Source organism: Microcoleus sp. MON2_D5, from assembly GCF_036701905.1.
Lineage (GTDB): Bacteria > Cyanobacteriota > Cyanobacteriia > Cyanobacteriales > Microcoleaceae > Microcoleus.
The window spans coordinates 29,278-51,354 of record NZ_JAUBRM010000055.1; the positions used below are offsets into that span (position 1 = coordinate 29,278).

The window sequence follows — 22,077 nt, forward strand, 5'->3', positions numbered from 1 at the left end:
AGTGCATAATTGCTAACTAATGAACTCTTCAGTCCTCTTGAGAGGACTTCAGCTTTGAGGCGGGGGTTTCAACCCCTGCCGGACTCAGGGAAAAAGCGTTAAATTGACACCAATGGCCGCAACATCTCCCGCACAAAAAAAGAACAATCAGGAAACCGCAAAAGAGAAATACTATCACCATCCGCAAGAATCACCCGACTTTGATAACCATCCTGACTCGGTTCTCGAAAAACGTGGAGTTGCCGATTATTCACATCCAAAACCCAATAATCAGTAATTCCCGACTCAGCATAAATTTTCGCTTTAATCCCGCAATCCGTTCTCAGCGTAGTATCCGCAACTTCAATAATCAGATAAATTTCTGAAGGAATTGGATGGTGGTCTTCATAGTAAAGTGGATCTGGTATAACTACAGAAATATCCGGTTCAGGTTGCGAGTAATTATTCATCCGAACCGGGTCTTGCAGCCGCACAAAAATCTGTTCTCCTAAACGGTTATCCAGTAATATCTTCGTGCGCGCAATCGCCGCACCGTGAGCTGTTCCCTTTGCTGCCCTCTTTACTATCTGCCCTGCTAGTAATTCCACCCGTTCATCTTCGTCAAAAATACCAATTTCCGTCATCCGGTCATATTCATGAACAGTCAGCAGCCGAATATCTAATAAAGTCATAGTAACCTCCTTCTCTCTAACAAACCTCTCTCTTCTTCCCCTCTATTCCTCCGCGACCTCTGCGCCCTCTGCGGTTAATCAATTTGATCCTAAAAAAACTCGTCAAATCCTGCTACATTTATTGTAAAATAAATTTAAAACAAATTTATCCAAGGCTCAAAACCGTGACCAAATATGTGATGTGGGGAAGTTACTGCGAAGACGTTATCGAAAAACGCGCTCCGTTTCGAGACGCTCATTTAGCCGGATTGGCTAAGCAGAAGGAATCGGGTGTGTTAAGTACGATCGGGCCAACGAAAGATTTAACAAAAGTTTTTGCAATTTACGAAGCTGAAGATGAGGCGCAGGTGCGACAATTGGTGGAAGCCGATCCTTATTGGGTAAATGGGGTTTGGACTGAGTACGACGTGAAAGAGTGGATTCAAGCTTTTTGAAGCGATATAGAACTTAGGAATTATTTCGTAAGTCGGGACAGAACGTACTTCACTTGACTAATAAATCAATGTCGGGTATCATAGCTGAATTGTATAAGTTGTCAAGCGGTGCGAGGAGGTTGCAGAGTGAATACCCTAAGAATGGCAGACGGGGATTTAGTTGCGGTTGACTGTGGGGACTTATTGGAAAAGATTCTAGAAGTTTTAGGGAAGCGGCAGACTCAGAACCCTTTTAGCATACAGGGTAATGGCGATCGCCTGCTCATCGACATTGACAGCATATCCGAAGAAGTCGCAGGTTTGCCGATAGAAAATCCTTTAGGTGCTTCCGAGCGCAGTGTTCGTACTGCCACAGTCAATTTTACTCCTGGTTTCAAAGAACGTTTTCCAGGTCAAATTACACAGATTAAAAATAGTTTGCAAGCTTTGTTGGATTCGGCAATTAAGCAACATAATCAACAGCTTGATATCAAACAGTTTGTGGCTAGCTTAATTACAGATTTGCCGAAACTCAAGAGTCCCTATGCCAAGTTAGACTTTAGCTATCCATTTGGAAAATATTCAGGGTTGCAAAAGCAGCGATTGAGTATCAAAAAAAATGGTAGCAGCAAAGAACTGCTAAAATTTCACAAACTAACTATCACCGTTGGAAACACTGACAAGTTCAACGCCGAGCTAAAGCAAGGCTTACAAAATTATATCAAATCTCAGTTTGCTAGTGCTAATGACAGCCAGCGCGAAGACTTGGATTATATTCTTAGAGACTTAGAGGAAGACTCTAAATCAGATTTTTACAAACTCAAAGAAATTGTAGATACCGAAAGTATCGGCAAACTAAAAAAACAGGCACAGATATGTTATTTAGAATTTCTCCAAGACAACGTTAGCACAAGCAATAGCGCGTCAAATAATGAGGGGGTAATCTATTTAGAAGACCTAATCCGGCGTCTCAAGCTCATTGATAAATATATCAGCAATCTCGAAAAAGGCGACGGTGATTACTCGGTCAACTATGCGGGCACCGACTTGAATTACCGAGATGCTTTTGCTCGTGCTGAAGCATTCGATATGCTGCCGATTATTCCCAAAATAGAAGGATATTTAGGAGAAACCAAAGACGAAAATAAGGGAGATATTCAGTTTGTTTTTGGACTAAAGCTCAAGTTTAATAACCCAGTTCAAGCCTATGGTGGCAAAACAGTCTTTGAGTATTATCTCAATCTGCTTGACCCTGAAAGTGAGGAACACAAAGCCGAACTTGATAAGCCTGCTAGAAAAGAAATTTTTGCTAGAAAGCTATTGAAGTTAGTATTTTTGTACTACTTCGTTTTTGCCGGAAAAGACCCCTCATCAGAGGGTTATACAGTTAACTCGGACTTAAAATACAATCCTATTCCAGAATTTGAAGAAAACGTACTAAAAACTTTTAACGGGTCTGATGAATCAGCGAAAAAAATAGTTTTACAAGACATCAAAAAATATTTTGAACAATATAACATTGCCTCTAAAATAGACACGCTCAAAAATCTCCTGCAAAAACTTCTAAAACAAAAGAATTTACCGAAAGAATTTCCGCTCCACATTTCGGTAAAAAGCAGCATTTTAGAGCAGAGTATTGACAAGATTTCTACAAACTCTACATTTTTTCAGCCGGTTTTCGGAAGCAAACACAAAAAAGCCTTAAAATATATAGCTATTGGTAAAGCAAATGCTGCTCAAAATTCCCTGTGTACTCTGACAGCTCAAATTGAAATTAGTGATGTTCATTATTTTTCTACTGATGACTTACAAAGCTTCAGTATGGAGTATGATATCACAGGTGTTAAAGCTCTACCAGTGCTGCTAATGCCAAAAGAGGACTTGTCCCGAAAAACATATGATAACCTGTTTAAAAAACGAAAATTAGTTGCTTTTCCCTACAGCCTAGCTAGCAATAAATGGGAGGATAAAAAAATTTTTGTGTATCGGTTTACTTTCGATTTACTTGCATATACTTCCCTGAAGCTACTTTTGGAAAAGCAGAGTAGATTATTCATTCCCATACTGCGGCTACAACTTAGTAACCAACAATCTGATTCGCCCGTAGAAGAGTTCATGCGTTCTTTATCTAAAAGGTTGTCGCATTTACTAAATGAGGAACATCGTTCTAATTCTCAGGGTGTTGATATCAGGAATATAGAATACAAAGCTGCCAATGTGATGAGTTCTCTGTATTCTGTGCTGCCTAAAAAGTTTACCTTTGACAACGAGTCAGACTCTCCAAAAGAACTGGATAAACTCGCTATAGTTATAGTTTCCAGTCGGGAAAGCGATGCTAAGTGGAATAGCGAGCAAAAGCTGTCGAATTTGCAGGGAGAAATTGTCGGAGCGAGGTGTCAAAAGGATGGTTCTGTGAGGCTACAATTGCTCAAAACATTCTCTGAAACCTACGAACACGAACAGATGTTTAAAGAACCTACAGTTGTGCGGGATCAAATAGGGGAAGTTTACGAATTGGGATTCAGGCACTTTCTTTATATTGCCAAAGCTCCCTATTCTAGTACCTTGCACATGACTCAAAAAGAAGATGCTTTATTCTTCATGTCGAAAGATGTGATTAAATATTTTAAGGATTTTAAGGAAAATTGTAAAGATATCAAAATTTATCCGATGTTTTTTGATAAATACTATGCGGTCAAGCTATCAGAAACATTGGGAGTAAATTCTTTGTACATTCAGGATACGCTGGAATTGACAGCTCTAGTCAAAGATCCTAGCAAGCGCTCAGTTGTATTTTTTAACCTGTTTAACGGACTGATAGTAGGTTCAGAGGCAGAACGCAACTATAGGGGTGTAATTTCCTATGCTACTTTGTTAAATATTTATAAAGATATACTAGATGATGAACATATTCATCAGGGATTAATTTCTAATACTCAACTCAAAAATGACATTTTGCAGTATTTGACTTTGTTCCACTTTTCGAGATACGAAAAAGAAAGTGGTAGAACTGGTAAAATCAGTTTTAAACTAGACCCTTATGAAAACCTGATTGGAGATCAATCAGTAGGCACGCTATCTTTGTACAAGCATATGGGAGGAAATGCGGAGTTTAATGCCTTGGCGTTTTTAACTAAAGTTAAAGAAGTATTAAATACACCGGAAGGAGGCACACAGTCATGAAATCTAAGATAGCAGAAGATTTAGGGCGTTTGTTTGAACTAGGGTTTAATATTGGGATTATTGCCTGCATTAAAGAGAAGAAAATTAAGCATAATTTTGACAACTTATACCTTCAGGAATTGCAGCAGTTAAGCTTTCCGAAGATGCTGAGAAAAATTACCGATAAAATAATCAGTCCCTTGGAAAGGAAGATGGCTGAAAAGTGGAGCGTATTTTTCCTACAAAAAGGTTTTATATCAGGTTTAAACTTTTTTAGAGAGTACCTGGAATCTACAGGTTGGAACGAGCCAAACAAACTGCGACATCTGGAAATTTTGTATTACCAGTGCTGTTTTTGCGATGAGAGCAGTATTGGCACTTACACTAAAGGTGAGGAACAGTGGTTTGGAGAAGTTTTATCTCAATTTGACCCGATTGAAAATATTTCTCAGTATATTAGACGTTACAAACAGAAAGGCGAGTTTCTGAGAGCGGATACTCTAATATTGCTGCGATATCGCCAGAAGCACTTTAGGATTCTTTGTGTAGACTTGTCTGTGTTTTCGATTAGGACATCTGAGGATGTTACAAATCTGGACTATTTAGAGATTATCAGGCGTTCGTTGGGACGAGATATTAATTACTTGCGATCGAAAAGCGTGTTTTCTCAACTTCGCATAGATACTGAAAGTTGTAAAGTCGAGTTTTCAGAAGGCTTGAAGACTTACTTTACTGCTTTTAAGTATGATGACAAGGAGAGTGCTAAGTTAATTCAGGCTGGCGGCTACGCTCATAGTTTTTATGAATTTCTCCGAGAGACGGGGATACTTGCTGACGATTCGCAGGTGATATTTAATGCGGTGGGATATACAGATCGCGGAATTAGTGCTATGTCTGTCCGTCCCGAAAATTTAGATGTTTTGAAAACTTGTCGTCTGATTTACAAGCATGATTTAAAGGATGAAGAGATAAACGATGCTCGCAGGAAAGTTCTAAATAAAATCAAGCGGAGTGCTTACCACAGTTTCGCTCGCGGTCAAGAGTTTGTTGACGATCTGTTAGCAATTTCAGCAGACAAAATAAATGTTGTGCGTCATAGAGAGCAACTTGAGGATTTTTTCAACTCGGTGGGAATTGTACCGGATGAATTGATGCAGCAGTTAGGATTGAGCGGCACTGTGAAACTGCGGGATGCTCATGCTCAACTCATAGAAAAAGCTCTAGAATCTGCCGCTACTTATATCTTTTTGACTGGCAATCCCGGTATTGGCAAGACAACTGCGATCGCCAATTTTCTCAAAAATCACATGGACGATGGATTTCTCTTCTTTTATGTCAGCCCCCGGAAGCAAGTAAATCTAGATATCATCGACAATTTTAAAAAAGCAGGTACTGACTGTTTGTGCGATGACAAACTATTCGCCATCAATACTCATAGCGACCTAATTAAAGATAGCGACGGTCAATATACTGTGCAGTATCTCTCAAATCAGCATCAAGAAAATTTTAGATTGCAGGCTGTTCAGTTTGAAGATAGGAGACAAAATGAGCGTCAAGGTAGGCGATCGGACCGACTCAACAGGCAAACAGAAAATGTTATTAAAGATACTGGACTGAAAACTAAGGGCGTACTCAACAGCATTTGTGAAGCCATCTCTACCCTGATAAATGGTGGACATTCAAACAACATTGTCGCTACTGTTTCCATCCAATCTTTAAAGAAAACGGATGCAGGCGACACCTTAAAACATTTTGAAAAAATTTTTAGGAATGCTTACATCGAAAGCGAAAATTTAGTTCTTCCCGATCGCATGAAAGATATATCTAGTCGCCTTAAGCATTTGTTTATCATGATAGATGAAATTACAGGAGATGAGGGAGGAGTAGAGTTTTTAAACGGCATCAACGATATTCTAGCCAGGTATGGATTGAGGGATAATTCGCAACACGGGTTTAACACAAAAGTGATTGTTGCAGATGCTTCTATAGTTGATCCTGCTGTAATTAACCAACACTTGGACGATCCCTCGGCTGAACCTGATAAAATCTATTTTCGCAGGGCTTCAAATCCTGCTTTTCCTCTGTCCGAGGAGGATTTTAAGTTTAAAGGTACTGACGCAACTGTTATCAATGCTAACTCCTATCCTGCCAAAAGTTTAGGTATCACCTATAAAGTTTTTGTCGAGTCTTGTAAGTTTATTGAAGACGCTTTGGTAGAGCGAGATAATAATTTAGTAAACAAAATGCAAGATGAAATCTTAGAGGATATAGAAGCTCTCTTAAAACGCTCTGATGTTGAGCAACTGATAGTCTATATTCAGGACAAACAAAGATTGGGAAAATTAATAGATAAAATTAGAGAGCATCGAGGTCGGTTTCAAAAAGGAACAGATTATATAGAAATACACGTTAACATTGGTGAGGAGGAAAAAGAGTTAATCCAAAAATGCAAAAAAAAGGTGAAAGTAGTGTTTATGACTGCTTCAGGTAGTCGGGGGCTATCTTTTCCCAAGGCTAAACACATTTTGGTTGAAATTCCCCGGTTTGAAATAGAAAAAAACCTGATGGAAGTGATTCAGGTGATTTATAGGGGTCGCGGGGATGATGAGATTGATAATCAGGACAAAGAATTAATTTTCTATTTGGGCGAGCGTTCAGTTTATTTTGAAGACAACCAGGAGATATCTATACAGGAAAGCAAATTGAGTCTTTTAAATATCCTGTTGATTTTGAAAGCATCTATAACGACACGAATTTATGGTTGCGGCCAAATCGGTCAAGATAAATTTATTATAATACCGATCGGTGGCAAGTCTGTGTTAGCTGCTGGTGAAACATTCTCATCCCAAATGAAAAAGTTAATCGATCAGTTGAAGAGCGAACACAGGAGTCACAGGAGCGATCGGCGTTTACAACAAGTCTATAGCAGTCTAGAAGATTTGCTGGGTCAAGCTGATTTTGAATTGAGAGATAATGTTGACTCCAGCGGTAAATCTCAGACTTCGTATCTTTCACAGCGCGATTTTTTTAACAGTGAGTTTTCCCAGTTAGTAAGTAAAGGTTTCGAGCAGTTATTGAGCCTTAGCAACCTCGAACTCGGCTACATTAGTGGCGGTTTGTTAGTGGTGCCTATTTCCTCCAAAATCTTAGAGGAAACCTACACGATGTCCCTCGTCAATATCGCCACCCATGCTAACGGTCAACTTTGGCAAAATATGCAGGAAATTAGCCGTAACAGTGCATATCCAGAGAGTTTGCAATTTGCGATTAAGGATGCTATAGAGTTAGTGAAAAAACTGAGGGAGCCTGTTAATAAAACACAGAGATTTGAGCAAAGCAGCCAGCGTAATGACCAGTATTATGCCTTGCCATTGTTTGTATTTATTGCTGGTGAAGTATTCAGCAAATATTTTGCCACCAACCCGGAAGAACCGAAATACCAACATTTTCGAGATATCTTGACTGCATATGTCCGGGCACTATATCCTGTCGGTAATGTTCTGCCTATAGGAGATAAGTATCAAAATTTCCCGTTTGTTGTGTTTAGAAGTTACAGTTTAGAGCAGATGAGGGGAAAAATATTTACAGATAAATATCTTTTAAGTTCCAACGAGTTGAACGTGCTTAATTTAATTTTGTCGAAGCAGGTAAACTGAAACTTGTCGGGTGCGTCATACCATTTTAGATTTTATTTAGATTTTAGATTGGGAATCATGGATGACTATCGGGGTTTGGAGTTTACCTACAGTTGCATTCTTGTTTGAAACTGCTATCAGTTAGCTGTCACCCTATCCGCACATAAAATAAAACTCTTCAGACGCACCCTACTTGCTACTTGCTAACTTCAAACGGCGTGTATTTCCCCCCCAAAGCTTCGACGATGGCGCGAGTATTAGCCGACATCATTTTCACATAAGAATCGCCCTCGCTTCCTGCCGCCCCTATCGAATCCGAATAAAGTTGCTGCGCCGCCAATTTCACCCCCGCTTCCTCCGCCACTGTTTTAATTAGTTGCGGGTTAATTGTAGTCTCGGCAAAAATAGCAGGAACTCCTGCAGCTTTCACCGATTCTACTAACTTTTGCACCGTTTGAGCGCTCGGCTGTTCCTCCGTACTAATCCCGATCAAACTGTTAGCATCTCCCAATCCGTAGGCGCGGCTGTAATATTGAAAAGCATCGTGACTTGTGACTAATTTGCGCTGATTTTCGGGAATAGTTTTAATCTCTTGTTCGATCCAACTATCCAAACGTTTTAACTCTTCAGTAAGTTTCACAGCATTCTGCGTAAACTTCTCCCGATCTTCCGGCGACACTTCGATTAGCGCATCCCGAATTGCTTCCACCATTTGAACTGCATTTTCCACATTTCCCCAAACGTGCGGATCGGGTACGGTATTCCCTTGTTTATTCAATAGCAAAGGCTTGACAACTTCCCCCACTGCTAATTTCCGCGCCTTAATTCCGGCGGCATTCATCATTCTAATTAATCCCGGTTCCAAATTGTAACCGTTATACAAAATTAAGTTAGCTTGTTCTAAAGCTTGAGAATCTTTTGGCACCGGTTCGTAAACGTGAGGATCGGTTCCCGGCTGCAAAATTCCTGTTAGCTGAACTTCGCCATCCGCTAGTCGATCGGTCAAATCCTCAATAATTGTGCTGGTAGCAACTACCTTGGGTTTAGCATCTGCCTCTGGAGAGAGGCGATCGCCCTGAGTTTGAGCGCAACTAAATAAACCCAAAGTCAAAATGCCGCAGGCAATAGTTCTCATCCAAAATACCTTGGACTTGTCCAATCCAGGGCGGGCGGTTTCAATGCCCGACTCACCCCTAAACTCCTCTGGATAGGATTGCTTCACAATTGTCGTTGGTTTTAACTCACATTTTGCACTCTTCTCCACCACAGGCCAGATGCCTGTTTCACAATGATTCAATACTCTGGTGGGATGGGTGAATAGCCCGCCCAGATCGCGATCTTTGAGAATGGTGGAAGATATAAGTTTTAACCTACTTGAGATTTTCGCCACAAAACCTATGGTTTGAGGGGTTTCCATCTTGGACTGTCGCATTATCTACCTCTGGTGCGTTGCCGATTATTCCTATTTACCGATGATTTCATATTCTTTTCATTTTTACAGTAAACTTAATAAAAAGGAGATAGAGTCACCCCAATGAATACCGCCACCTTCCCCAACGAGAATCCTTGGTCTAAAATGGTTTGCCACCTCAAAGACAGCGCTACCGATACTCAAATTATCGCTGTTAAGCACTTAGCAGTAAACTACCGCACGGTAGAGGCACTCCGAGATATCAATCTTTCCGTCAAACCGGGAAGGCTGACGGGTATTATTGGCCCCAACGGTGCCGGCAAAAGCACCCTAATCAAAGCAATGTTGGGCTTAATTCCCACAGATCGCGGCACTGTTACCTGGGGCGAAGAAGCGATCGCCGATCGACTCGAAACAGTAGCCTACGTGCCCCAGCGATCGCAAATTGACTGGAACTATCCCGCCACCGTTTGGGATGTCGTGATGATGGGAAGAGTCAGAAAAGCCGGATGGTTTCGCCGCTTTTCGGCAGCTAGCCGCCGCACCGCTGCCGATGCCTTAGAAAGAGTAGGGATGAGTGCTTACAAAGACAGACCGATCGGACAACTTTCCGGCGGACAGCAACAGCGAGTATTTCTCGCTAGAGCATTAGCCCAAGAAGCCGCTATTTTCTGCTTTGACGAGCCGTTTGTCGGCGTTGACCAAAAAACTCAAAATATCATTTTTGACATCTTCCACCAACTAGCAAATGCCGGGAAAATCGTCTTAGTAGTAAACCACGACTTAGGCGAATCAATCACCAATTTTGACGATTTAATTTTGCTAAATACAGAAGTGATTGCCGCTGGTCCCCGCCAAGAAGTGCTAACCCAAGAAAACCTTTACCGCGCCTACGGCGGACAAGTAATGTTCTTTGCCGGACAAGCAGCTTAATTAGCCAGCAGTCATTAATCTAGGAGTTACGCTTTTGAACCCAGTTTCTTGGATAATATTGGGTTTGGCAACGATAAATCTCCGGTTAAACCGGGTTGCTTTGATTGTTAGTCATTAGTTAACTGTAATTTTATAATTTTATGATACAAACCTTAATTGAGCCGTTGCAGTACGGATTCATGCAGCGATCGCTCATAATTGCCATTCTCGTCGGCATCGTCTGCGCGATCGTCGGCAGCTACCTAATGGTACAGCGGCTGGCCTTGCTCGGAGACGCCATCAGCCACTCGGTTTTGCCCGGATTGGCGATCGCATTTATCCTCGGAGCAAATATCTTTATCGGCGCGTTCATTGCCGGAGTTTTGAGTACAGTAATCATAGCTTGGATCAAAGCTCGATCGACAATCAAAGAAGACGCGGCAATGGGCATCGTATTTTCGGCATTCTTCGCCCTCGGCATCACCCTAATTACGATCGTCCAAAAAGACAACAAAATCGACCTCAACCACTTTCTTTTCGGCAACATCCTCGGCGTTACCCCCCAAGATGCGATCGACACAGCCTTGATTGTCGCCCTAGTCTTATTAGTTGTAGTATTCTTTTACAAAGAACTGCTATTTTACACATTCGATCCATTAGGAGCGCAAGCAACAGGTTTGCCAGTAAACCTGCTCAACTTCGGACTGATGGTACTCATCGCCCTCACCATAGTTGCCAGCCTCAAAGCAGTTGGCGTAGTGCTAGTATTGTCCCTATTAATTACACCCGCAAGTACGGCCTATCTCCTAGTCACTCGCCTGCATCAAGTAATGATTTTAGGCGCAATAATCGGAGTTATTTCCAGCATTAGCGGAATGTATCTCAGCTACTTCTATAACTTACCATCCGGGCCCGCAATAGTTTTAGTTGCATCGGGATTCTTTGTGTTATCATTGCTGTTCAGTCCCACTCAAGGAATCCTCACTCAGCCACGCACACACTCCGGCCAAATTCCTCCAATCTGGCGGGAATTAAAAAATTTAACTAAAGGCCGATAACAATTAACTTTGTAGTAACGCTTCAGCGCCGCCCCTCCCATTGTTAATCAGAATCTTGGTTAATCCCCGTGGATGTGCCGTTCAAAAAAGCCTCTCGAATTAATCCGCGTAACTGCGAATCGTCGGCTGCATCGAGATTTGGTAAAAAGGGTTTTTTTTAGGAGTGCGAGAAAGCAAGAATCGGATAATACCGAACCGGGCGATCGCAACTATGAACTATTGCTCAAAAAAACTGTACAATAACAAAAGTTAAATTTTTACCCAAACAGAGCTACTCAGTTAAAAAAACATGACAGTCAAAGTAGGAGACACCGCACCCGATTTTACCTTACCATCTCAAACGGGCACATCAGTCAGCCTCAAAGATTTTAAAGGTAAAAAAAACGTCATAGTCTACTTTTATCCCAAAGATGACACACCCGGATGCACCACCCAAGCTTGCGCTTTTCGAGATAGTTATGAAGTTTTCAAAGACGCAGGTGCAGAAGTCATAGGAATTAGCGAAGATTCGCAACAATCGCACCAAAAATTTGCCTCCAAGTATCAGCTACCCTTTACACTGCTGAGCGATACTGGCAACAAAGTGCGGCAATTATACGGAGTTCCAGCTACACTGTGGATTATGCCCGGTAGAGTAACTTATGTCATGGACAAAGAAGGCGTTGTCAAGCATATTTTTGACTCCATGTTAGACTTCAAAGCACACGTTGCAGAAGCACTCAAAACTTTAGACACCATCAAAATTTAGATGGATGTGCTTCAATATATTGTTGGTAGTGAGGACGAAAGTCCTCCTTGTCTAAAAAACAAGAAAAAACTAAATTCCTGACTGCGAACTAAGGGTTTTTAGGGAGAACGGAAATTATAAGACTAGAGGTTTTCCCGTACCCAATTTTTAAAAGCTTGAATAGCGTGGGTTCTACCAGCAACTTGACTCTGTTGAGTGTACTGATTCACCAGTTCGATAATCGGGATATTGGGGAAAGTGGGACTAACATCAGACTCAATATAGTGTTCGGCTTCCAAGACGTTGATTTGTAGCCCTCGCCGTGCGTATCGCCAAAGTTCCGGCACTCCTAGAATTTGATAATTATCCAACTGCGTGCGGGAGGTAAGATCAATTTCTAGAGCTAAGTCTGGGGGTGGATCAACACTCATATCGAGGCGATTTTTACCGATAACGGCTGCTTGATTTTGAATGTAAAAACAGGTATCCGGTTCGACAGCCTGACTCATGCGTTCATTTTTCAACGTTGTCGAACCTAACGGCTCAAATGCTATTTGTCGTGTTTCCAACAAAATTTTTACCATGTCGCCAATAATTTCTTTGGCTTTTTCATGTTCGGGCAGAGGAACCATAATTTCTAACCGTCCGTTACTATAGGAAAGTCGGGAAGCACGACGTTCTCCCAATTCCGCCAAAATACTTTCAAATTGTTGCCAGTTCACATCCTCAACCAGTAATTGCTGACCCGGTTGAATCTTTAATTGTCTTAACTCCAATAGCATAATTGTTCATCCATTTTCTCTAGGAAATATCGCCCAAGTCCTTACTACGAATCACGATCTTAAAAAACAAGAAAGGACTAAAGTTCTTACTAAAAACTTGTGGTTCGTAGTAAGGACTTTAGTCCTTTTTTGCTAACGGCTTGCAGCCATTAACAATTAGCACTCAGCAATTATCTAGCTTTTCGCAACACTCGATTTTTCCGATGTAGCGCTTTCGGCAGTTTTGCCATTTTTGCTATTACCGTTACCGTTGCTGTGGCGCGGTTGAATAACTCCATAGCCGCTGTGACTCTTGCGTTCGTAGAGCACGTTAATTTCGCCTGTTTCCGCATTACGGAACATATAGAAATCGTGATCGATAATCTGCAATTGTTCCAAAGCTTCTTGCACAGTCATTGGAGGCATGGCAAAATACTTAGTTCGCACCACCTCAGCAGGAAGTTCGGGAGTTCGATCGCCAATCAGATCCGCTACTACAGGATGTTCATCAACTACCGTAACCGTTTTGGCACTACTCTGGGTCTTGTTGTCGTGGCGTTTTTCCTTAAATTTCCGCAGTTGACGAGCTATCTTGTCGGCAACCAAATCGATGCTAGCATAAAGGCTTTCCGTGCTTTCTTCAGCCCGAATCACGCTGCCGTTAGCATAAATTGTCACCTCAGCAGTCTGCTTAGGATTGATCCTGGGGTTACGAGCCACCGATAGATGTATGTCCACTTCTGTAGTCAAAGTTTGAAAATGGCTAACTGCCTTTTCAACCTTTTGATTGACGTACTCGCGAATCGCATCGGTGATTTCTATATTCTTACCCTGGATAACAAGCTTCATAGAGCTCCCTCCCTTCTGTAACGTGGGTATATTTTACACAGTAGCACTATGTATTCTGGAAAACACTTATCTTCCAAATCTTTTATTATATGTTGACAATTCTTGATTTAATCTGCGCCAATATTCCGTAAATACACTCTTGATTTTTTTCATGATTTCTCCTCTCATCCCTCAACAGCTAAATGCACAACCCTGCTTACTCCTCGATTGGGGACAAGTGCCCTACTCCAAAGCTTGGGAAGTCCAGCAAAAACTCGTGCAAGAACGCCGCGAGACGCCTGATTTGCCAGATGTCCTGATTTTGCTGGAACATCCGCCGGTTTACACTTTGGGAATGGGAGCAAATTTGGAATTTCTGAAATTTGACCCAAGTCAAACTGGGGCGGAACTGCACCGAGTTGAGCGGGGCGGCGAGGTGACTTACCACTGTCCGGGCCAATTGGTGGGCTATCCGATTTTAAATTTGCGCCGTCACCAACAAGATTTGCACTGGTATTTGCGGCAGTTGGAGGAAGTGCTGCTGGGGGTGCTGGAAGTTTGCGGGTTGAAGGGTTCGCGGGTTCCCGGTATGACTGGGGTTTGGGTAGATGGGTGCAAGGTAGGCGCGATCGGCATTAAAGTCAGCCGCTGGATTACGATGCACGGTTTTGCCTTAAATGTTTGTCCGGATCTCGGAGGTTTTGGGCAAATTGTACCTTGCGGGATTCCCGATCGACCTGTTGGAAGTTTAGAGCAGTTTATTCCGGGAATTGAGGTCGATCGAGTGCGATCGATCCTTGTCGCTGAGTTTGCTCGCGTTTTTGCAGTGGAAATTGTGCGATCGGAACTAATACCAATCTAAAAAAGCTTCCCGTAAGGACACAGCATTGCTCGCAGTATATCGTCAATTTGCTGTAAGTTCTACAGATTTTTGGCGTGCTTATGGGATACTTTTTCCTCAAAAAAGACACAGATTAGTAGGAAAGGATACGAGTCTGACAAACTCTCTAGAAAGATTTAATAATATGATGAGACAAAGAATATCTCGTAGGGTCAAAAAAACTCTTTAATTCTCTAAAACACTCTCCAATCACATTGGATCTCTTTGGTATTTTATTCATGAGTATAACGCCCGTTTATCTATAAAATAATACCCCTAATTATACTGACTATGCAGGACTACCGATTTTTGGGAAGATTCCTAGGTCATCAATTAGACCTGCTACTAAGCCCAGATAATCTAAGTTTTCTACTCTCACCTCAGATGCTTTTTGCAGGGGCTGCTGAATGTTCAACATACTGTGACGCTTCGATCGCAATTTTACCCTATTTTTGCGCGATGCTTGGCTGATGCACGCGATCGCCATTCACGCATTTTGTGGCTCGAACTTGTTACTGCCAGGTCATTAACTCGGTTTATGACGCCATTTTCACGAACTCAGGTTTAACTTTTGATTTAAAAAATTCACCATCTCCACCACACAAGGATTTAGGGCAAATAAAAATGCTCTCGGCTACTTTGCCGAGAGCATTTTTGAGCAGTTAAACTGCGTTTTGAGCTCAGTTTTAGCTCAGTCATAGACGAAAGCGTAGACAGAAATCGCTGAAACCCAAAGCCGATGGTGGGATTTGAACCCACGACCGTTCGATTACGAATCGAATACTCTACCCCTGAGCTACATCGGCACAGACAATTTTGAATCATAGCACAACCTAAGCGAAAAAAGCAAGGAGTTGTAGAATTTAATTCAAAACTCCACAACTCCTAGCTCACCAACAGTTAAACGGTCACTTCCGCGTCAGTTGAGCCGCCTCTGGCCCCGGAATAAACCAAACCCCGCTGCATATCGAGCGTCAGCATAGTTCCGTCCCGAATTACCCGCGTGGCATTCTTTACGCCCACCATCACCGGCACGCCCAAGCGCAAACCGATAATCGCGGCGTGAGAAGTCAAACTGTCCTCCTCCGTCACCACACCTGCTGCTTTCCGAATCATCTCCACAAAAGCGACACTGGTGTGTTCCACTACCAAAATTTCTCCAGGGTGGAAATTGCCTACATCCGCAGCAGTGCGAGCAACCCTGGCCATGCCGCTTACCGATCCCAAACCGACACCGGTGCCTTTGCCTAAAACTGCTGTCACTACTTCAACTTTGATCAAATCCGTCGATCCGGCAACCCCTTGCAGAGTACCGGCGGTCATCACCACTAAATCTCCGTCGCACACTAACTCTTTTTCCTGGGCGACAGTCATGGCAGAGTGAAATGTCTGGCCGGTGGAGGGCAAATCCAGCACCAGCAGGGGTTTAACTCCCCATACTAATTGCAGTTGTCTGGCTACGTCTACGTGAGGAGTAATTGCCAAAATCGGAGTTTTCGGTCGGAACTTCGAGACATTTCGGGCTGTAGCGCCGGTTTTGGTCAGCGTCATGATGGCCGCCGCGTTCAACTGTTCCGAGATTTGGCTGACTGCTTGGCTGATGCCGTTGGGGATCGATCGACCAATATCTTCTACATTCCTAATATTCCGCTTAATTCCTTCCCTCTCCATCCGCACTGCAATTCTCGCCATCGTCGCCACCGCTTCGACGGGGAACTTGCCGACAGCAGTTTCATTCGAGAGCATCACTGCATCTGTTCCGTCAAGAATCGCGTTTGCCACGTCGGAAATCTCGGCGCGGGTGGGACGGGGATTGTTGACCATGCTGTCGAGCATCTGGGTAGCGGTAATTACCGGAATACCCAGGCGGTTGGAGGTAGCAATCAGCCGCTTTTGCAAAATCGGCACGTCTTCGGCGGGCAGTTCCACTCCCAAATCGCCGCGGGCGACCATCACGCCGTTGCAAAGGGTGAGAATTTCCTCCATTTGTTCGATCGCCTCGTGCTTTTCGATCTTGGCAATCACCGGTACTTGCTTGCCGGCACTGGCAATCAGCTCTTTAATTTCGAGCACATCTTGGGGATTCCGCACAAAGCTCAGGGCTACCCAATCGACACCTTGGTCGAGGCCGAACATTAAATCTTTGCGGTCTTTATCAGTCAGCGCTTTAATTGAGAGGTAAACTCCCGGAAAATTCACGCCTTTGTTGTTGGAAAGCGGCCCGCCGACGACGACGCGGCAGTATAATTCCCGCGCCGCGCGGTCTACTTTTTCGACCAGCATTTCGACTTTGCCGTCGTCAAGCAGAATCACTGCTCCTTCTGGAACTTCGTCTGCTAGGGGGTCGTAGGTGACGGAAGAAATGAGTTCGGTACCTGGAACCTGACGGCTGGTGAGAATGAAAGGATCGCCGTTTTTGACAACTATAGAGCCTGTCTCAAAGCGCCCTAAACGAATCTTCGGGCCTTGGAGGTCTTGGAGGATGGCAACCGGCTGGTTGAGTTCAAAGGATGTTTGCCGGATTAAGCGAATGCTGCGCTGGTGGTCTTCTTCTGTTCCGTGGGAAAAGTTGAGTCGCAAAGTTGTGGCACCGGCTTCTATGAGCTGGCGCAGCACTTGTGGGTCCGAAGTTGCTGGGCCAATGGTGGCGACGATTTTAGTCCGGCGTAGGGCTTTTGGCAATTGCATCAGCGGTGTTCTCGGGAGGCAGGTGGATTTCTTGTTTAAATTTCGGCTAACGTTTCATTTTTGCACTACAAGCAATGACGCTAGTCTCAAGTCTTAAAAATTGTGATAGTCGTCAAAAGAGCAGGTCTTGAACAATATATAGAATATCTGACTTTTTACCGATCGGTAATTTTTTCTTGGAGAGCACTCTTTTTTGCAATTTTTTCCGCTCTCAGGCTTGACATAAATACAGACATACCCATTTATTTTCTTTGGTCTGCTCAGCTCTTTTGGCTAATCTAGCGCTGGTATCCTTGCACAACAGCAACACTTTGCTGTTTGTGCAGACGCTAGTGTCTGGCGATCGGACTCTGTTCTTTCATGCCTTTAGGCTGAGGTTCCTGACAAAACTTTACTATTGTCTGGCTTGTATCTTATACTACGCAAGTGTGAAATATTAAGGAGTCTTAACAAAGATGTCGGAGGCAGGACGGCCGCTGACAGTGCCGAAAGAGTTTCTGAGTCCTCCCGGTGACTTCAATCCGACACTGCTGCTATTTTTGAGTGCAGTAGCGATTCTCGTGATTTCTAACTTGGGTTTCTGGTGTTGGGGATGGCCGCAGTGGTGCTGTTTTACGCTGAACGTGTTGGCTTTGCACATGGCTGGAACTGTGATTCACGATGCGTCTCACAATGCGGCCCATCGCGATCGCACAGTTAACGCTATTTTGGGACACGGTAGCGCGCTGATGTTGGGTTTTGCTTTCCCGGTGTTTACGCGGGTACATATGCAGCATCACGCCCACGTTAATGACCCAGATAACGATCCAGACCATTATGTTTCGACCGGCGGGCCTTTGTGGTTGATTGCTGCGAGGTTTTTTTACCACGAGATTTTCTTTTTTAAGCGCAAACTGTGGCGGAAATACGAATTATTGGAATGGTTTCTCAGCCGTTTGTTTGTGATCGCGATCGTGTATATCTCGATTCAGTACGACCATTTAGGTTACGTGCTGAATTTTTGGTTTTCTCCCGCTATGGTGGTGGGATTGGCGTTGGGGTTATTTTTTGATTATTTGCCGCACCGTCCGTTTCACGATCGCGATCGTTGGAAAAATGCCAGAGTATATCCGAGTCCTATTCTAAATATCTTGATTTTGGGGCAGAATTATCATCTGATCCATCACTTGTGGCCTTCCATTCCTTGGTACAATTACAAGCCTGCTTATGAGGCTGTGAAGCCGCTGTTGGATGAGAAAGGTTCCCCTCAAAGTTTGGGAATATTGGAAGGGAAAAAGGACTTTTGGAATTTTATATATGACATCTTTTTAGGGATTAGGCTGCATCACAAGAAAGCGTCTAATTGACAAAAAACCCGGCTTCTCAAAGAAACCGGGTTTTTTTTATAATAAAAGCTTTTAACCATATATCCCCAGGGCAGGTTTTGTACTTTATCAAGTCCCGTAAAAAATAAACCCACCTGTAATGGTGAGTTAACTTTTAAATCAAGCCCAAAGTGAATCTATTATTTTTCCCCAGCCACCGCCACCGCTAAATTCCTATCCGGGCGCAAATTTTGAGCTCCCCGCAAATAAGGATGATAAATTTCAGTATGTGCCGGCCAATTGACGTGAATTAAAAACCGGATGCAGCGTTCCAAAGCACCCTCAACGTGCATTTGCTGGACATCCAACAAAGGAACATTACACCAGTGAGGACGTTCGCGGGCGATCGCCGCCGGAAACACAGCATCTAAATCGCGAGTAGCAGAAAACGTAGCACTAATAATTAATTCTGGATTTATATCATTTTTTGCTTCTAATTCATCTAACAATTCTCTCACCGCTTCTCGAATTGCTGCCACCGAATTCTCGCTAGCAGTAGTTGCCCCACGAATACCCCGCACTTGCCACTCCACGCAAATTTCCTCCATATTTTTGTTATTAGTCATTAGTCATTAGTCATTTGTTATTAGTCATCAGTCATACTAAATTAGGTTTAAATACCCACTTTATTTCTTAGTCCCCGCTTGAGTGGACTTCGTTTGTGTAGTTTGACCTCGAACTCGTAGGCGAAGCCAGCGCGAAGCGCTTATGACGGGCGAAGCGCCACATTGGAGTTTGAGGTCAACACATTTCAATCGCCCAATCATCCAGGGGGTAACTAATGACTACTGACTCCTGACCAATGACTAATTTATTTAATCACGGGCGATACATCCACAGCGGCAAACCGCTAGTAGAAAGCTCGAATTCCAGCAAATTATTGTAAGCTGAAAGCCTAGATATATCCAGACTACTCCCCAAGACGCGATTTAGGAAAGGTTTTTGTTTTTCTAGCGTGCAAGACTCGGTTTTTTCCGGGTCGAGGCCTGCGAGTTCGGCGGCAAGGCGGCGAGCGTCCTCTTCTGTTCCCAGTCGATCGACCAAACCCAATTCTAAGGCTTGCTGGCCGGTGAAAACCCGACCGTCGGCAAAACTTTTCACTTTCTCAACTGCCAATTTCCGGGCTTCCGCAACGGTTTCCACGAATTGCTGGTAGCTGGTGTCGATCAAGTCTTGCAGAATTTGCTGTTCAGGATCGGTCAATTCTCGATCGAATGCCAAGATATCTTTATACGGCCCCGATTTAATCACCTGAAAAGAAACGCCTACTTTTTCTAACAGCCGTTCTAGATTGTTGCCCCGGATAATCACACCAATGCTGCCGGTAATTGTACCGGGATTAGCAACGATATGCTCGGCTCCCATGCCGATGTAAACTCCGCCAGAAGCTGAAATATTGCCGAAACTGGCGACAATTTTGACTTTTTCGCGCAAACGCTTGAGTGCGCTGTAAATTTCCTGGGAATCGCCGACAGTGCCGCCGGGGCTGTCTATCCGCAGCAGCAAGGCGGGAAATTTGCGTTCTTCAACGGTTTTGAGAGCTTCTAGGACTCGTTTGCGGGTTTCTCCGGCAATGGCTCCGGTGATTTCGATACGGGCGATTTGTTTGCGGTAGCGGGGCTTGAATGGCCAAATCATGGGCAGTGTACAGACAATGTTACGGATTTTTGTAGCTAACTTCTTATAGTGTGCCTTATTCATCGGGGTAGATGCTGTGCTTGTGTTCGCAACAGGCAAGGTGCCTGTTGCACAAGAAAATTCTTGATTGTGGAACAGGCATCTTGCCTGTTCATAATTGCCACAACAGGCAGGATGCCTGTTCCACCTTGATGTTGTTGTGGAACAGGCATCTTGCCTGTTCATAATTGCCGAGGTTGGTGCGATCGCATTTAACTCAACACCAATATATAATTGTAAAAATTGCTTAACAAATCTACATCATTCTCGTGAGAGCCACTCTCATCAATTATTTGGAGTCTCCGCCATGCAGTTAAAACTTACCGATTCAAAATTGCCTTTTGCCCCGTTGTTGCTAATTGCGCCGTTTTTCCTGTGGGGAACCGCGATGGTAGCGATGAAGGGGGTGATGCCGCACACAACGCCGCTGTTTGTGGCTGTCGTGCGTTTGATACCTGCAGGTGCGTTGGTGCTGCTGGCGGCCGCATTCATGGGAAAACCGCAGCCGCAGGGTTGGAAAGCTTGGCTGTGGATTTCCCTGTTTGCTTTGGTTGACGCTACTTTGTTTCAAGGCTTTTTAGCTGAAGGTTTGGCGAAAACCGGTGCCGGCTTGGGTTCGGTGATGATTGATTCTCAGCCGCTAGCTGTGGCGATTTTGTGTTTGTGGCTGTTTCAAGAAAAAATTGGTTTTTGGGGCTGGTTGGGATTAGTTATTGGCGTTGCTGGCATCAGTTTGATCGGGTTGCCCGATGGCTGGATTTTGGGGCTTTTTCATCCTGAAAACAGGCAGGTTTCTGGGGGTATCGAACAGTTGTTTCAGGGTGGAGAATGGTTGATGCTGTTGGCTGCTTTGTCGATGGCTGTGGGTACGGTTTTGGTGCGCTGGGTTTGCCGGTATGTTGACCCGGTGGTGGCGACTGGTTGGCACATGATTTTGGGCGGTTTGCCGCTGTTGGCAATTTCGGCTGCAACTGAGTCCGAACAGTTTGTGAATATCGATTTTTCGGGCTGGATGGCGTTAGGTTATTCTACTGTGTTCGGAAGTGCGATCGCCTACGGTTTATTCTTTTATTTTGCTTCGAGTGGCAGTCTAACAAGTTTAAGTTCTCTTACCTTTCTTACGCCTGTATTTGCTTTGCTGTTCGGCAATTGGTTCTTGGGCGAAGTGCTGAATCCGCTGCAATCTATGGGAGTTGGGCTGACTTTGGTTAGTATTTATTTGATTAACCAGCGGGATACTTTGGGTGAGAAATTGCGAAAAGTGCGATCGGGCGACAAGGTTAATTCTCAAGGTGAAACGGCGGCTTTATTAGAGCCGTCAGAGTTGGATTCTGTAGAGTTGCCCGTGCAGGTGCTGCTAAGCGAAATGGAATCGGAAGTTTAGATTTTTTGCGGACATTATTCTCGGAGGGGCGGGTTTTACCAACAATCTTGACAACAATTAAAAGGATAAATAAACCCGCCCCGGCCGCACAGTAAATTCCAATGTACCTCTTTTTATTGTCTCTTGAAAGAGGTAGATGCCGATTTCCCGTTTGGTAGGTCAATAGTAATTTAACCTAAATTCTAACTTACTGGATCGGTATATTCACAAAAAATATTGAGACTAATTTTGAGCAAATAGAGAACAATAATAGTAGCTATACTAGGATCGATCGGGATTCCGGCCGATGCGCCCAAGCTGACAATAGCAACAATTAATCCCGTAAGTAAAGGCGTACTCCCAGGGTTTTTGGTATATTCTTTGAATTGAGCGCGCAACCCTTCATCGCCGCAGAGTTCGGCGCGGAGAGTTTTCATCGTGACTTGCAATATTGGAGTTTAGACTAAGCACAAATTTACTCAGCGTTAGCTGAGTAGAAATTATGGTGAATTTAGAGAGAGCTTCCT

At 43.7% G+C, this 22,077-nt stretch carries 18 protein-coding genes, 1 tRNA gene and 1 pseudogene; 10 read left to right on the top strand and 10 right to left on the bottom strand.

Going from position 1 to position 22,077, the window contains the following annotated elements:
* Nucleotides 1–98: 98 nt before the first annotated feature.
* A complete protein-coding gene (locus QUA47_RS20250) occupies nt 99–671 on the bottom strand; it encodes a Uma2 family endonuclease (RefSeq protein ID WP_333432074.1) in 573 nt (190 codons plus the stop codon).
* Between the two features lie 164 nt (nt 672–835).
* Here QUA47_RS20250 and QUA47_RS20255 point away from each other — a divergent pair, with 164 nt between their 5' ends.
* The 3 genes from QUA47_RS20255 (at nt 836) to QUA47_RS20265 (ending at nt 7,902) form a co-directional block, all read left to right on the top strand.
* Nucleotides 836–1,105: a YciI family protein gene (locus tag QUA47_RS20255; RefSeq protein WP_333175219.1), complete on the top strand. Its 270-nt coding sequence runs from the start codon at nt 836–838 to the stop codon at nt 1,103–1,105.
* A 126-nt stretch (nt 1,106–1,231) separates the two neighbouring features.
* On the top strand, nt 1,232–4,267 hold the full coding sequence (locus QUA47_RS20260; protein WP_333432075.1) for a hypothetical protein: 3,036 nt from the start codon (nt 1,232–1,234) through the stop codon (nt 4,265–4,267).
* Complete coding sequence (locus QUA47_RS20265; RefSeq protein ID WP_333432076.1) at nt 4,264–7,902, top strand: helicase-related protein; 3,639 nt, start codon at nt 4,264–4,266, stop codon at nt 7,900–7,902. The genes QUA47_RS20260 and QUA47_RS20265 overlap by 4 nt, the downstream gene beginning before the upstream one ends.
* 175 nt (nt 7,903–8,077) lie before the next feature.
* Here QUA47_RS20265 and QUA47_RS20270 read toward each other — a convergent pair whose 3' ends face one another.
* Nucleotides 8,078–9,298, bottom strand: a complete 1,221-nt coding sequence (locus tag QUA47_RS20270) for a metal ABC transporter solute-binding protein, Zn/Mn family (protein WP_445302529.1) — start codon at nt 9,296–9,298, stop codon at nt 8,078–8,080.
* A gap of 117 nt (nt 9,299–9,415) precedes the next feature.
* On the opposite strand from QUA47_RS20270, the gene QUA47_RS20275 reads away from it, so the two are divergent.
* The 3 genes from QUA47_RS20275 to QUA47_RS20285 all read left to right on the top strand — a co-directional run bounded on the left by QUA47_RS20275 (nt 9,416) and on the right by QUA47_RS20285 (nt 12,010).
* Nucleotides 9,416–10,225 (top strand): metal ABC transporter ATP-binding protein, encoded by an 810-nt coding sequence (locus tag QUA47_RS20275; RefSeq protein WP_445302530.1) that lies wholly within the window; start codon nt 9,416–9,418, stop codon nt 10,223–10,225.
* A gap of 140 nt (nt 10,226–10,365) precedes the next feature.
* Nucleotides 10,366–11,262, top strand: a complete 897-nt coding sequence (locus tag QUA47_RS20280; RefSeq protein WP_333284356.1) for a metal ABC transporter permease — start codon at nt 10,366–10,368, stop codon at nt 11,260–11,262.
* Nucleotides 11,263–11,551: 289 nt separating this feature from the next.
* Nucleotides 11,552–12,010, top strand: a complete 459-nt coding sequence (locus QUA47_RS20285; protein ID WP_333432077.1) for a peroxiredoxin — start codon at nt 11,552–11,554, stop codon at nt 12,008–12,010.
* Between the two features lie 122 nt (nt 12,011–12,132).
* Here the strand turns inward: QUA47_RS20285 and QUA47_RS20290 are convergent, their stop codons facing one another.
* Complete coding sequence (locus QUA47_RS20290) at nt 12,133–12,771, bottom strand: Uma2 family endonuclease (RefSeq protein ID WP_333432078.1); 639 nt, start codon at nt 12,769–12,771, stop codon at nt 12,133–12,135.
* Between the two features lie 174 nt (nt 12,772–12,945).
* Complete coding sequence (gene hpf, locus QUA47_RS20295) at nt 12,946–13,599, bottom strand: ribosome hibernation-promoting factor, HPF/YfiA family (protein WP_333120983.1); 654 nt, start codon at nt 13,597–13,599, stop codon at nt 12,946–12,948.
* Between the two features lie 151 nt (nt 13,600–13,750).
* Here hpf and lipB point away from each other — a divergent pair, with 151 nt between their 5' ends.
* Nucleotides 13,751–14,440, top strand: coding sequence for a lipoyl(octanoyl) transferase LipB (gene lipB / locus QUA47_RS20300; RefSeq protein WP_333432079.1), 690 nt, complete (start codon nt 13,751–13,753; stop codon nt 14,438–14,440).
* 22 nt (nt 14,441–14,462) lie between these two features.
* Nucleotides 14,463–14,729 (top strand): annotated as a pseudogene (locus tag QUA47_RS20305) (IS1 family transposase); the annotation flags it as partial.
* A gap of 18 nt (nt 14,730–14,747) precedes the next feature.
* Here the strand turns inward: QUA47_RS20305 and QUA47_RS20310 are convergent.
* The 3 genes from QUA47_RS20310 to pyk form a co-directional block, all read right to left on the bottom strand.
* Entirely contained in the window at nt 14,748–14,945 is a 198-nt protein-coding gene (locus QUA47_RS20310) for a hypothetical protein (protein ID WP_333432080.1), read from the bottom strand.
* 247 nt (nt 14,946–15,192) lie between these two features.
* Nucleotides 15,193–15,264, bottom strand: a tRNA-Thr gene (locus QUA47_RS20315).
* 94 nt (nt 15,265–15,358) lie between these two features.
* The gene (pyk, locus tag QUA47_RS20320) at nt 15,359–17,146 is read right to left on the bottom strand and encodes a pyruvate kinase (protein ID WP_333432081.1); all 1,788 of its coding nucleotides are present in this window, start codon (nt 17,144–17,146) and stop codon (nt 15,359–15,361) included.
* A gap of 455 nt (nt 17,147–17,601) precedes the next feature.
* On the opposite strand from pyk, the gene crtR reads away from it, so the two are divergent.
* Complete coding sequence (gene crtR / locus QUA47_RS20325; RefSeq protein WP_333284366.1) at nt 17,602–18,492, top strand: beta-carotene hydroxylase; 891 nt, start codon at nt 17,602–17,604, stop codon at nt 18,490–18,492.
* A 158-nt stretch (nt 18,493–18,650) separates the two neighbouring features.
* Here crtR and aroH read toward each other — a convergent pair whose 3' ends face one another.
* Together aroH and sppA are read right to left on the bottom strand one after the other, a co-directional pair.
* Nucleotides 18,651–19,076 carry a chorismate mutase gene (gene aroH, locus QUA47_RS20330; protein WP_333284368.1) on the bottom strand — a complete coding sequence of 142 codons (426 nt, stop codon included), beginning with the start codon at nt 19,074–19,076 and terminating at the stop codon, nt 18,651–18,653.
* A gap of 253 nt (nt 19,077–19,329) precedes the next feature.
* Entirely contained in the window at nt 19,330–20,148 is an 819-nt protein-coding gene (gene sppA / locus QUA47_RS20335) for a signal peptide peptidase SppA (RefSeq protein WP_190663313.1), read from the bottom strand.
* 346 nt (nt 20,149–20,494) lie between these two features.
* Between sppA and QUA47_RS20340 the strand changes: the two genes are divergently transcribed.
* A complete protein-coding gene (locus QUA47_RS20340; protein ID WP_333432082.1) occupies nt 20,495–21,571 on the top strand; it encodes a DMT family transporter in 1,077 nt (358 codons plus the stop codon).
* Nucleotides 21,572–21,753: 182 nt separating this feature from the next.
* On the opposite strand, the gene QUA47_RS20345 is transcribed toward QUA47_RS20340, so the two are convergent.
* Nucleotides 21,754–21,987: a hypothetical protein gene (locus QUA47_RS20345; RefSeq protein ID WP_333432083.1), complete on the bottom strand. Its 234-nt coding sequence runs from the start codon at nt 21,985–21,987 to the stop codon at nt 21,754–21,756.
* Nucleotides 21,988–22,077 lie beyond the last annotated feature (90 nt).